Raw genomic sequence first — 11,802 nt, forward strand, 5'->3', positions numbered from 1 at the left:
GCGCAATGCCATATCGACACCATGAACCAGCCCGCCCCCCTGCCCTTCATCCTGCCCGACCGTCAGATCCTGTCGGTCGCCGGTCCCGATGCCCGCGACCTGCTGCAGCGGATCATCACCGCCGATGTCACCGGCCTTACTGCCGGCCAGTGCCGCCCCGGTGCCCTGCTGACGCCGCAGGGCAAGATCATGGTCGATTTCCTGGTCTTCGCCGACGGCGAAACGATCTGGCTGGACGTGCCGGCAGCCGCCGCCGACATGCTGCTGAAGCGGCTGACCCTGTTCAAACTGCGGGCCAAGGCCGAGATCGTGCTCAACAGTGATCTGATCGCCGTCTGGTCAACCTCGCCCTTCCCCGGCAGCGCCGAAGACCCGCGCCTCGCCGGCCGCGTGCATCGCGGCATCGGAGAGAGCGGCAGCGAAGTGCGCGCCCTTGACCGACTCGAGATCGAGGCCGGCGTGCCCGCCTTCGGACGCGATTATGGCGAGGCGGACGTCTTCCCCACCGACGTCAATCTGGATGCTTTCGGCGGAGTTGGCTGGAAGAAGGGCTGTTTCATCGGCCAGGAAGTCGTCAGCCGCATGAAACGCCGCGGCACGATCCGCAAACGGTCCCTGCCCGCCACCTTCGCCGCCGAGGCCCCACCGCCCGGCACCGCCGTCATGGCCGGGCCGACGACGGTCGGAGCCATCAGCGCCAGTCTTGGCCACCACGCCGTCATCCTCGCCCGCCTCGACCGGTTGCGCGCCGCCGAGCATTATTGCGAAGCCGACGGACAGGAAGCCACGATCGTGGTGCCGGATGAATTCTGGGCCGACCTGGAAGCGGCACAGAAAGTCTAGGTCAAGAACAGCTGATTTCGGTTTGATAACAGAACCCGGAACGACCCCGCACTCGCACCCACCGATGGCAAAAAATCGAAGCCTATCTATAAGTATAGAAACAATAATAACCCTAAAATTAACTCGCGATTAAGCCTTTCACGTCCTATTCCCTGCATAAATAAATACATTCCACTCAACACAGGGTAGTATTGATGTTTGGCTCCACTCGCAAGAATTCATCCGAATCCCAGGCCATCATGTCTGCCCTGGACACATCGATGGCGATCATCGAATTTCGGCCGGATGGTCATATCCTGACAGCGAACCGGAATTTTCTCGCTCTGACAGGCTATCGACTGGACGAGATCAAGGGGCAGCACCACCGGATTTTCGTCGCCCCCGAAGAGACAGCGAGCCAGGCCTATACCGCCTTCTGGGACAAGCTGGCCGCCGGCGAGCACGTCTCCGACGAGTTCAAACGCTTCGGCAAGGACGGCTCGGAAGTCTGGATCCGCGCCACCTATAATCCGGTCTTCGCGGATAACGGGTCCGTCCGCAAGGTGATCAAATTTGCCACCGATGTGACCGAAGAGAAGACTTGCCAATTCATCCAACAAGGCAAGCTTGCGGCCATCGACCGGACCCAGGCCGTGATCGAATTCGAGCTCGACGGCACGATCATCAGCGCCAATGCCGCTTTCCTCTCGACCATGGGCTATGAGAAATCGGAAATCATCGGCCAGAAACACGCCATGTTTGTCGAGGCCGATGCGCGGGATTCCGATGGGTATCGCGCCTTGTGGGCCAAGCTGAATGCCGGCGAGTTCGTATCCGACCAGTTTCGCCGCATCGGCAAGGATGGCAAGATGGTCTGGATCGTGGGCAGCTATAATCCGATCTTCGATCCGACCGGCAAAATCATGCGCGTGGTCAAGTTCGCAACCGACATCACCGCCGATGTCGAACAGCGCCAGGCCCGCGAGCGCGCCCTGCAGGAAGTCGAGCGCGACATAACCGGCATCGCCGCCAGCGTGACCCAGTCGACCAATCGCTCGACCGAGATGTCGGCCACCAGCCAGCAGGCCAGTATGGGCGTGCAGGAGATTGCCGCCGGAATCGAGGAATTGGCCGCCGCGGCCGGCGAGATCACCCAACAATTGGGTCGGGTCACCGAAGTGACGGCCAATGCCGTGGAAACCGCGCGCGCGACCAATGAAATCATTGGCGGACTGTCGGAAAGCGCCAAATCGATCGGCGATGTTGTTGCCCTGATCAACGGGATTTCCGAACAGACCAATCTTCTCGCCCTGAACGCCACCATCGAGGCTGCCCGTGCCGGCGAGGCCGGCAAGGGCTTTGCCGTGGTCGCCTCCGAGGTCAAGGAATTGGCCACCCAGGCCGCTTCCGCGACGGACAAGATTTCCGACCAGATCGAGACCATGCGCAGCTCGACGGACCAGGCGGTCAGCGCCATCGATCAGATCAGCGCGACGATCAGCGAGATCGACGAAGTCACCACCTCGGTTGCCGGGGCCACCGAAGAGCAGACATCAGTGACTTCGGAATTGTCCGCCAGCATGCAGCAGGTCGCCAGCGGCGTTGCCTCGATCAATGACGGCATCGCCGAGTTTGCAGAGACCAGCCGCTCCATCGACAGCGCGACCCGCAATCTCCAGACAGCCGCCTCGGCCATGGTCTGATACCGGGAAACGGGGCACGCGGCACCAGTTACTGCCGCCCGGGCAGCGCTAGCCAGCCGCCGGTGACACGATCTCTTGAATATTCTCGCGCAGGAAGCCTGCAAGGGCTTCTACTGCGGGCGGCAGGCCTCGCCGGGAGGGCAAGAGGAGGCTGAGCCGGGCATCCCCGGCTGTCCAATCTGGCAGAATCGGCACCAGCAGGCCTGCGTCAATGAGGTCGCGGCAGACATAGTCCGGCAGTGCGACAATCCCCAGCCCGTCAGCGGCCGCGTGTTTCAGGGTGACCATGTCATCACTGCAAAGCCGTGGCTCGAACGGAATTGTGATCTGGGGTTCTTGCGGGCTGCTGAGCGTCCAGTGCGCGACGTCCGGACGCCAGCCCAGCTTCAACCCGACATGCCCCTCAAGCGCCTCCGGCCGAGAGGGGGTGCCATTCTGTTCCAGATAGGCGTGCCCCGCGAACAAGCGCCATGTCACCGTGGCCAGGCGGCTTTGAATCAGGCTTGAATCCGGCAGCGGATCGATATGGCCGCGGATCGCCATGTCAAATCCGGACTCGACAAGGTCGACCGTTCGATTGGTGACCTGTTGGATGATGCGGACCTTGGGATTGTCCGACAGGAAGTCCGCGACGGCTCGGCACAGGGCAAATTGGGCAACGCCGACCGAGCACGACAGGCGCACCGTGCCGGACAGCGTATTCGCCCGGCGGCGAACGGCGGATTCAGCGGCCTCGATTTCATCCAGGGCCGTCCGCGCGTGGCGATAGAAGGCTTCGCCGGCATCGGTGACAATAAACTGGCGGGAGGTCCGCTGGATCAATCGCGTGCCCAGGCGATCCTCCAACTGTTGCACATGCCGGCTCAGCCTCGACTTTGGAACATTGAGCGCCCGTCCGGCCGGGGCAAAACCGCGCTTCTCCACGACGTGGACGAAATAATAATAGTCATTCAAATCCATGACCCGGCCCCTTTATCGTTCTGATTATAGAACGATAGTTTCCATTATCGCCACTTTTTATCGTGATCGTTCCGCTGATATCTCCATTCGCAACAGATGGAGACCAATATGCCAACCCAAACCCTGGACGATGAAGAGCGGATCGGACTCGACATTTCCCGGCCCGTACGTGGGCGCCCACTTGTCATCGGTGACGGATTTGAGGCCCTGAGCTTCAAGCAGGATCGCTTCGACGGGGTGATGGATCCGCTGGTCATGGTGGATCATTTTGTGATGACCGAGCCGACCTTCGGCGCTCACCCCCACGCCGGCATGTCTGCGGTGTCAATTCTGTTCGAGGACAGTGAAGGGCAATTCCACAATCGCGATTCGCTCGGTAATGATTTCGAGATCGCGCCCGGGGACCTTTACTGGCTCAAGGCGGGTCGAGGCGCGGTCCATGACGAGGCGCCAAGACCGGGGGCCAGGATCCATGCCTTGCAGGTTTTCGTGAACCTGCCTGCCAAGCACAAGGCGGACGCGCCGGCCTCTCTTCATGTTCCTACCGCCGAAATGCCAATCATCACAGGCGACAAGCACCGTGTACGTGTGGTGCTGGGGCAGAGCAATGGTGTCATCGGGGCATCTTCTCCGGCGCTGCCGCTGACGATCCTCGACATCCACCTGCAAGCGGGCGGAGCGTTCACGCAGCTCGGCAAGACACGGCAGGCGTCATGGCTGCTGGTGGTTGATGGCGAGGCGCGCCTCCAGGCGGGCGACACCTGGGCCATCCTGGACAAGGGCACCGCCATCGCGCTTCGAAGCCATGCCAATGCCCCCTCGGTACGCGTTCAAAGTGACGCCGGTGCGCATCTTGTCCTTCTGCAAGGCGAGCCCGTGCGCGAGACCTTCGTGCAACAGGGCCCATTCGTGATGAGCACCGCCCAGGAAATCGAGGCCGTGCAGGCGGCCTACGCGGCCGGCCAGCTTGGCGCGATCGACTGAAATCCCACCCAGCCAATTCTGGCGCTTTCAACGGCTTCAATCAAAGGAGAACGCCATGACCCATATCCTGAACCCTGAACCCCTCACTGCGGAGAATGCCGCGCTTGTGCTGGTCGACCATCAGGTCGGTCTGATCACCGGAGTCCGCGACTACTCCGTCGCCGAGCTCAAACACAATGTGGTCGGCCTCGCAAAAGCCGCCAAGGCTCTCGGACTGCCGATCATTACGACCACGACTTCGGCCGATACGCTCTGGGGCCCGGCCTTTCCCGAGCTGACAGCGGCGCTGCCAGACCAGGACTTCATTGACCGCACCACGGTCAATGCATGGGATGATCCGCGTGTCGAAGCCGCGATCCGGGCGAGCGGCCGCAAGAAACTCATATTTGCGGGCGTTTCACTGGAAGTTTGCGCGGCCTTTCCCGCCATGCGAGCCGTGCGCGAAGGCTTCGAGGCCTATGTCGCCGTTGATGCCAGCGGGACGTTCAACATGACCAAGCGCGAGACGGGGCTGATGCGCCTCGTGCAAAGCGGTGTCGTCGTCGCGGACGGCGCCAGCCTGATGGTCGAAATCCTGGCCGACAACGCCGTGCCGCAAGCCGGTCACGTCTATCAAAGTCTCGACATGGACTGGGCAAATCTCGTCGGTCAGGTCCGCGCGAGTGCAGCCGTGCAAGGCTCCGGCCTGCTGTCTTAGCTGCAGAGCGTGGTGGGTATGGACGTGTCTACCCGCCACGCCTGTTTCTCCCCGCAATGGAGGGTCCAATGACGCCGTCTTCCCCGACTGGCCAAGCGCCGCCCCGCTACAAAATCGCGTTTCTCACCTTCGTCGGTTTGCTGGCGCCGGTGTATTTCATTCCCGAGGCGCTTTTCCGGCTTCTGCCGGGCGAAAAGCTGATTGTGACGATCCTCGCCGTCGCCCTCATCGTCCCTTTGATGATGTACGCCATCATGCCCGTTCTCATGCGTGTCTTCGACGGCTGGATGAAGCGGTAGCGCCGTCGCCTCGGCAGGATGGCCGCCTCCTGCCACAACCCTGGCAACAGTCCCTGAGAATGCGACTTGGCAGGCCGCTCCGAACAGGCTGCACTGGTTCGGACCATCGAAGGACCCATCCATGAACCAGCGCTGCGCCTGGGTGAATACGCCCGATCCGATCTATGCCGCCTATCACGACACCGAATGGGGTGTGCCGGAGTATGACAGCCGCGCCCTGTGGGAGAAGTTGTTGCTGGACGGTTTCCAGGCCGGCCTCGCCTGGATCACGATATTGCGCAAGCGCGAGACCATGCGCGCGGCCTTTGACGGTTTCGACCCGGACCGGATCTCCGCCTATACCGATGCCGACCGCGAACGCCTGCTCGCCGATCCCGGCATCATCCGCTCGAAATCCAAGATCGACGCCGCCATCGGCAATGCACGCGCCTATATCGCGATGCGCGAAAACGGCGAGGATTTCGCCGACTATCTGTGGGCCTTCGTCGGCGGCACGCCGATCCAGAACGCCTATGCCAGCCTCGCCGAAGTGCCGACCAAGACGGCGCTGTCAGAGACCATCTCGAAAGACCTGAAAAAGCGCGGATTCAAGTTTGTCGGGCCGACGATTGTCTACGCCTTCATGGAGGCGGTGGGGATGGTCAATGACCACGAAGTGACGTGTCCGCGGCATGCGGCGGTGAAGCAGCTGGTGCGGTAGGCGGGTGTCCGCCCACACCCACCGCTACCAAGTTTCCAGCACCGCCTCGGCCGCGCAGAAAAAGAGGCAGTCCGTCCGCGACGCGTCGCAGGACCAGCCGCTCACCTGGCTGTCATGACGCCAGACCATCGTTCCGGGTTGCGCTTCGCAGTCGCGGCGGTTGATCGGGATGGTCGCGGTGGCGTTGCGGCCGCCTGGCTGGCCATCCTGCAAGCTGTAGCGACACACCGATCCGAATTGCCCGGCCTCCGCCGCCACCCATTCGAGCGCTGCCATCACCGGCGGCATGTCGGGATTTGACACGAAGGGATTGGCGTCCACGCCGACAGCGCGGGCATGGGTCAGCATGGGCGCAACGATTGGCCGGTTTTGCGTCGTGGAAGGCGCCCGGCCACGCACGCTCGAGGCCGGGCGCGTCGGGACCCGGACGGGTCGGCTCTGGCGACGGAAATCTGTTGAATCGGCGCCAAGCGCATTCCCCCGCACCCGCGCCTCATACCGCCAGGCCGGCGCGTCGGGGAATTCCTTGTCCATCACCCAGACATCTTCCGGGGCGGGGCAGAAATAGGGTTGCTGCTGGGCCCCGGCGGTCGCGGTGGTCAGGGCCATCAGCCCCGCGATCAGGATTATCCGCATCATCTTCTGTCCCCCAGCCTGGCAAGATAGCAAATGATGCGCCGGAAACGACACGGATGGAAGATTGTCGGGGCAAAGGAAGGGAAAGGATTGCTTAGAGCCGCGTCCTGCCAACGCCCGCGCCCCGGCGCACACCCCGCCATATATCCCTTGCCGGGAGTTGGCCGTATCCGCTGGCTGACAAGGAGATTATGGCGGAGACCGCGCGGCGGCGCCTCTCCTGCAACAGACTTGCCCCCTCCTTCCCACCCGCTAAACTCACGCCCATGCGCCGGCTGGGGAGCCCGCATCGGAGCGTTGTCATGCGCCTCATACTTGTCTGTCTGTCCGCGATCGCCCTGTCCGGCTGTGCCTGGCTGGAAAAGGGACGCGACCCGAATCTGCCGTCCGCCGGAGAATTGGGCGCCGGCGAATGCCGTCCCGCCGGTCCGCACGACCCGGCCGCGCCGGGCGAATGGATTTGCGATGATGGTGATGGCGACGAGGACATGCGCCCCCGCCACCGCGTCGAACGCCCGGACGATTATCGCCGCGATCCGTTTTAGGGCGAGGCCCTCCTGGCGCCATCCCTCCCCGAAACCGGGGATACCGGGCCCGGCGCGCTCATGGCCTTCTTCTGCCCACTTCAAACGGACAGGGAGAGCGTTCCATGAAGAGACTTGCCATCATTGCGGGCCTGGCCTGCCTTATCATCAACGGGTCAGCGTCGGCCCAGACCTTCGGCTCGGTCAATCTGCGGGCCGGCTTCACCCCGGACCCCTATCGCACCACGATCACATCAGGCGGTGCGATCTCTGCCCGCAACCTGTTCACCAATTGCACCGGCTGGGTCGCCGACGCGGTTGATTTTGCCGTCTACTACTCCGCCGGCAATTACAATCTGACGATTTCCGCGACCTCGCAGGCCGACACGACGCTGATCGTGCAAGCGCCGAACGGGCAATTCTATTGCGATGATGACAGCGGGCCGGGCCTCAACCCGACCATCACGATCGGCAATCCGGGCTCCGGCGCCTATTCGGTCTGGGTCGGCTCCTACCGCCAGGGCGAATACGCCCAAGCCACGCTGTCAGTGTCCGAGATCGGCCAGCGCTGAGGCGGCATCTGAAAAGCAGGCAAACACCAGGGACACACTCCATTTTTGGCCTGAAATAGGTGTGTCCCTGTTTTTCCGGCCTTCTTATAACCGGAACGAGCCGGCGTCCCCGAGCTCGATCTGCCAACCATCGCGCACCGACTGCGCAACGATCGCGCCCTCGGGCAGAAGCTCATCGCAGACCGCTGCATGTACAGCCCCCGCAACCTGTTCCAACGCGCCCGTATCGACAAAAAAGGTAATTCTGTCGGCACCGACATCCCATCCATCGAGGGTGAAATTGCCCAATCCGACCCGTGTAAGGGCAAACAGAAGACTTTTTGAATCCAGCGCTCCGCGCTTCAAGAATTTTCGATCAGCCGCGCGTAGTAATTTTCGATCTGCCGGAAAGGGCCATTGGACATAAATTCTGGTAATGAAGGCGATTTCGCTGACTGTATCCGTCTTCCCAAAGACCAGTTTTTCGAGCTCTTCGTCCGACAAGCCCGACAGCTGGACAATCGCCCCGTACAATTTGGCATCGACTATCGCCGCCACCTCGGAGGGCAATTGTCGAAGGGGAATATTGGACAGAGCCTGCCTTAATGCCTTACCGATCAGACCATATTTGACGGACTTTTCTGCGCTGACATATGCCTGATAATCAATACAGACCGAACTACCCAACTCCCCATCCGACGGACTGTACCAACAATCATCTTTAATTGAATGCACTTTATTAGATACAACTACAGAAACCAAGTCCAGTGCGCTAATATTGTTGCATAAAACACCCTGAACTTCCCCCAAACGGTGTTGAATTTTTTCGCAGATTTCGGCCAGTTCAGCCCCAACCTCCGGAGTCGACAATCCTGAGATGCTAATATTCATTTCAATTCAAGTCCGTTAGCGCGGTAGGCAAACAAAGAAGAGCGAATTTCGAAGCCCGAAAAAACTCGGCTCGCTCCACACGTCAATGAGCGCACCTGCCCCGCTTGCCCCGGTTTCAGCCAAGGCTCATCGTTACACTACGCCCAGCGCCTTGGCATGATGGCGCAAATGGTCCTCGATGAAGCTGGCGATGAACCAGTAGGAATGGTCATAGCCGGGATGGCGGCGGACGGTCACGGACTGCCCCGCCTCCCGGCACGCCGCCTCGAAGAGGTCCGGACGCAATTGCTCGTCGAGGAATTGGTCGGCCTCGCCCTGGTCAATCAGGATCATCTGGTCGCTCGGCTGGCGCTTGACGAGCTCGCAGGCATCATGCTCGCCCCAGGCCGGGCATTCATCACCGAGATAGGCTTTCAGCGCCTTTTGCCCCCAGGGCACTTTCGTCGGCGCGACGATCGGCGCGAAGGCCGAGACCGAGGCAAAACGGCCGGGATGGCGGAAATTGAGGGTCAGCGCGCCATGGCCACCCATGGAATGACCCATGATGCCCTGGCGCTCCAGATCGGCCGGACATTGCGAGCCGATCAGGGCCGGCAATTCATGGGCGATATAGGTCTCCATGGAAAAATGCGGCGTCCAGGGCGGCTCGGTGGCATCGAGATAGAAGCCGGCGCCCTGGCCCAGATCATAGGCCTCGTCGTCCGCGACATCCTCGCCGCGCGGTGACGTGTCCGGCGCGACGACCATCAGGCCCAGCTCGGCGGCGACGCGCTGCAGGCCGGATTTTTCCATCACATTCGACCAGTTGCAGGTCAGGCCGGAGAGATACCAGACCACCGGCACCGGACCCTTCCTGGCCTGGGGCGGAGTATAGACCGCAAAACGCATCGGGCCGTGGCAGGCCTCGCTGTCATGGTCATGGACGGACAGCGTGCCGTCGAAGGAGGCCCAGCTGGATACCAACCTAATATCGGGGGTCAGGGTCATGGCGATGTCCTTTCTTCCAGCAGCGAAACTGTGTGATCGAGCAGCTCCGGTCCACCCGGCAGGCCATGTCCCGGCACGACGTGGATGGCATCGGGATAGGCAGCGCGGACGCGTTCGACCGCCGCCGGCCAGCCCGGCACATTGCCATCGGCCGTATAGCCAAGTCCGCGGGCCGCAGCGTCGCGCAGGAAGCATCCGCCGAACAGGGTCTGGCTGGGCGCGTGATAGACGACGATGTTTTCCGTCGCATGTCCGGCGCCGGCGGCGAACCAGCTGATCCCGGCCACCATCAGGGCCGGCGGCGTGGTCTCCCCCAGCGCATGGGACGGCACCGGCAGGCCGCGCGCCTCGGCCGCGGCGATGATGTCCGGCGTGGCGTAGACCGGGATGTCGGCAGCGGCGAGCACATCGGCCCCGCCGACCCGGTCCTCATGGGCGTGGGTGGCGATGGCGGCGATGACCGGCCGGCCGAAACGGCGCTGCAGCTCGTCCAGCAGGCGTTCAGTCTCCGCCGCGCCCCAGGCCGTGTCCACCAGGACCAGGCCGACACCGGCCTCGATGACCAGCCCGTTCGACGGATAGGGCCCGATCGCCTCCAGACGCTGATAGCTGACATGGCGCCAAACACCCTCGGTGACCGGTTCGATCTCGAGCGGCGGTGTCGCTTCGGGCTGGGCCGCGAACAGCATCGCGGCCAGGATCAGGATTTTCATGCTGTGTCCCCTCTTGCTGGCGGCAAGTTGGCGCGGGAATGGGGCCGGTCCAAGGCTCGGCGGGAGAAATTGTGTGAAAGCGCCGCGGATCAAGGTCCGCAATCGATGAAGCGGGTGTCAGACCTCGACCTCGTCCAGCCCGATCGCCGCCAGGTCCAGCCGTTCCCGGGCCAGGGCCAGCAGGCGCTTGTCGGCGGTGAGAAGAGGGTAGCCCTCGCGACGTGCGAGGGCGAGGTAAAGGCAGTCATAGACCGGATGGTCCTGCTCGCAGGCAATCTCCAGGGCCTCGGTATGCAGCGAGATGTCCGGCCGCAATTCCGGGTATGGCGCGAAATGCCGGATCGCCTCCAGACAGGTCCCGCGGTCCATGTCGCCCCTGCGATGATACTTCCAGATCGTATTCGCCACTTCGGTCACGATCAGGGCCGGCGCGACCATGGCGTAGGACCTGATGGCCGCTTCGGCCCGGTCGTTGCCCGGCACAGGCAGAAACGCCCGAACGGCGACGCTGGCATCGAACACAGCCGGTCTCAACGGTCCCGGTCCTCGCGGATCAGGTCTGTCGGATCGAGGTCGCTGGGACGGCACCGTTCGCGAACGCCCCGTGCGAATTCAAGAAAGGTCTCCTTGTCGCGATAGGTTCGCTCCTCGAGCACCTCCCGCAGGAATTGCTCCAGCGACTTGCCATCCCGCGCCGCCATGCGTTTGAGGCTGGCGACGACCGCGTCGTCAAGATTGCGAATGATGACCTGGCCCATGACCGCCTCCTGATAGCGTGATGATATCACGCGGAGAGGTGGCAGAAAAGTCGGGTCCTCGCGCCGTCTGCGCCGAGGCCTTGCCTCGGTCCACATCCCCACCTCGTGGGGAGAAAATCCTGTTCCATCCCTCTCATTTTCCCGGAGGCGCGCCGCGCCATCCGGGACCGACGCGAGACTCATCACTTGCAGGACAGATTGGTTGGTCCCGGCTCTCCGCCCCGCTTTTGCGGGGCTGCGGCCGGGAAAAATGTGCTTTGGTTTGCGAGGGTCGGGGCTTGGCAGTTTGCGGCAGAATCCGGCGCTGACGACGCGGATCCACTCACCGGCCACCCCTGGCTTGTCATCCCGGGCGGAGCCCTGACTTGATCAGGGCGAAGACCCGGGACCCATCAGCCCGGTGCGGCCAGCTTTCGTGACAATGGGTCCCGGATCTCCGCCCGGCTCGGAGCCGGGCCTGCGTCCGGGATGACACCAGGATAAGACTCGCTCGGCCCCATCGCCCCTTCTTCCCCACTCGTGGGGAAGAAAAGTGGGCGTTTATCCCCGCCCTGCGCTTCAAAAACCGTCATCCTGA

General features: G+C 62.5%; 15 protein-coding genes. 8 read left to right on the plus strand and 7 right to left on the minus strand.

Annotated features, from left to right (window positions below; all coding sequences use genetic code 11):
* The first annotated feature begins 21 nt into the window (after nt 1-21).
* The gene (locus tag AWH62_RS14110; RefSeq protein WP_075191128.1) at nt 22-843 is read left to right on the plus strand and encodes a folate-binding protein YgfZ; all 822 of its coding nucleotides are present in this window, start codon (nt 22-24) and stop codon (nt 841-843) included.
* Between the two features lie 239 nt (nt 844-1,082).
* Complete coding sequence (locus tag AWH62_RS14115) at nt 1,083-2,525, plus strand: PAS domain-containing methyl-accepting chemotaxis protein (protein WP_255371590.1); 1,443 nt, start codon at nt 1,083-1,085, stop codon at nt 2,523-2,525.
* 48 nt (nt 2,526-2,573) lie between these two features.
* Here the strand turns inward: AWH62_RS14115 and AWH62_RS14120 are convergent, their stop codons facing one another.
* Nucleotides 2,574-3,485, minus strand: a complete 912-nt coding sequence (locus AWH62_RS14120; protein ID WP_075191130.1) for a LysR substrate-binding domain-containing protein — start codon at nt 3,483-3,485, stop codon at nt 2,574-2,576.
* 96 nt (nt 3,486-3,581) lie between these two features.
* Between AWH62_RS14120 and AWH62_RS14125 the strand changes: the two genes are divergently transcribed.
* The 4 genes from AWH62_RS14125 to AWH62_RS14140 all read left to right on the plus strand — a co-directional run bounded on the left by AWH62_RS14125 (nt 3,582) and on the right by AWH62_RS14140 (nt 6,165).
* A complete protein-coding gene (locus AWH62_RS14125; RefSeq protein ID WP_198928900.1) occupies nt 3,582-4,469 on the plus strand; it encodes a pirin family protein in 888 nt (295 codons plus the stop codon).
* Nucleotides 4,470-4,524: 55 nt separating this feature from the next.
* Nucleotides 4,525-5,166, plus strand: a complete 642-nt coding sequence (locus AWH62_RS14130) for an isochorismatase family protein (RefSeq protein ID WP_075191131.1) — start codon at nt 4,525-4,527, stop codon at nt 5,164-5,166.
* Nucleotides 5,167-5,234: 68 nt separating this feature from the next.
* A complete protein-coding gene (locus AWH62_RS14135; protein WP_083635212.1) occupies nt 5,235-5,465 on the plus strand; it encodes a hypothetical protein in 231 nt (76 codons plus the stop codon).
* 121 nt (nt 5,466-5,586) lie between these two features.
* Nucleotides 5,587-6,165: a DNA-3-methyladenine glycosylase I gene (locus tag AWH62_RS14140; protein WP_075191132.1), complete on the plus strand. Its 579-nt coding sequence runs from the start codon at nt 5,587-5,589 to the stop codon at nt 6,163-6,165.
* Nucleotides 6,166-6,189: 24 nt separating this feature from the next.
* On the opposite strand, the gene AWH62_RS14145 is transcribed toward AWH62_RS14140, so the two are convergent.
* Complete coding sequence (locus tag AWH62_RS14145) at nt 6,190-6,804, minus strand: hypothetical protein (protein ID WP_075191133.1); 615 nt, start codon at nt 6,802-6,804, stop codon at nt 6,190-6,192.
* 299 nt (nt 6,805-7,103) lie between these two features.
* Between AWH62_RS14145 and AWH62_RS14150 the strand changes: the two genes are divergently transcribed.
* Together AWH62_RS14150 and AWH62_RS14155 are read left to right on the plus strand one after the other, a co-directional pair.
* Nucleotides 7,104-7,346 carry a hypothetical protein gene (locus tag AWH62_RS14150; RefSeq protein WP_075191134.1) on the plus strand — a complete coding sequence of 81 codons (243 nt, stop codon included), beginning with the start codon at nt 7,104-7,106 and terminating at the stop codon, nt 7,344-7,346.
* Between the two features lie 104 nt (nt 7,347-7,450).
* Nucleotides 7,451-7,897: a hypothetical protein gene (locus AWH62_RS14155; RefSeq protein WP_075191135.1), complete on the plus strand. Its 447-nt coding sequence runs from the start codon at nt 7,451-7,453 to the stop codon at nt 7,895-7,897.
* Between the two features lie 84 nt (nt 7,898-7,981).
* Here AWH62_RS14155 and AWH62_RS16885 read toward each other — a convergent pair whose 3' ends face one another.
* The 5 genes from AWH62_RS16885 to AWH62_RS14180 all read right to left on the minus strand — a co-directional run bounded on the left by AWH62_RS16885 (nt 7,982) and on the right by AWH62_RS14180 (nt 11,225).
* Nucleotides 7,982-8,767: a hypothetical protein gene (locus AWH62_RS16885; RefSeq protein ID WP_143743070.1), complete on the minus strand. Its 786-nt coding sequence runs from the start codon at nt 8,765-8,767 to the stop codon at nt 7,982-7,984.
* Nucleotides 8,768-8,899: 132 nt separating this feature from the next.
* Nucleotides 8,900-9,754 carry an S-formylglutathione hydrolase gene (fghA, locus tag AWH62_RS14165; RefSeq protein ID WP_233128336.1) on the minus strand — a complete coding sequence of 285 codons (855 nt, stop codon included), beginning with the start codon at nt 9,752-9,754 and terminating at the stop codon, nt 8,900-8,902.
* Nucleotides 9,751-10,467 (minus strand): subclass B1 metallo-beta-lactamase, encoded by a 717-nt coding sequence (bla, locus tag AWH62_RS14170; RefSeq protein ID WP_083635213.1) that lies wholly within the window; start codon nt 10,465-10,467, stop codon nt 9,751-9,753. Before bla ends, fghA begins: the two co-directional genes overlap by 4 nt.
* A 117-nt stretch (nt 10,468-10,584) precedes the next feature.
* Nucleotides 10,585-10,989, minus strand: a complete 405-nt coding sequence (locus AWH62_RS14175) for a type II toxin-antitoxin system VapC family toxin (protein WP_158025636.1) — start codon at nt 10,987-10,989, stop codon at nt 10,585-10,587.
* An 8-nt stretch (nt 10,990-10,997) separates the two neighbouring features.
* Complete coding sequence (locus AWH62_RS14180; RefSeq protein WP_075191139.1) at nt 10,998-11,225, minus strand: ribbon-helix-helix protein, CopG family; 228 nt, start codon at nt 11,223-11,225, stop codon at nt 10,998-11,000.
* Nucleotides 11,226-11,802 lie beyond the last annotated feature (577 nt).

It is taken from the genome of Maricaulis sp. W15, assembly GCF_001924955.1.
GTDB lineage: Bacteria > Pseudomonadota > Alphaproteobacteria > Caulobacterales > Maricaulaceae > Maricaulis > Maricaulis maris.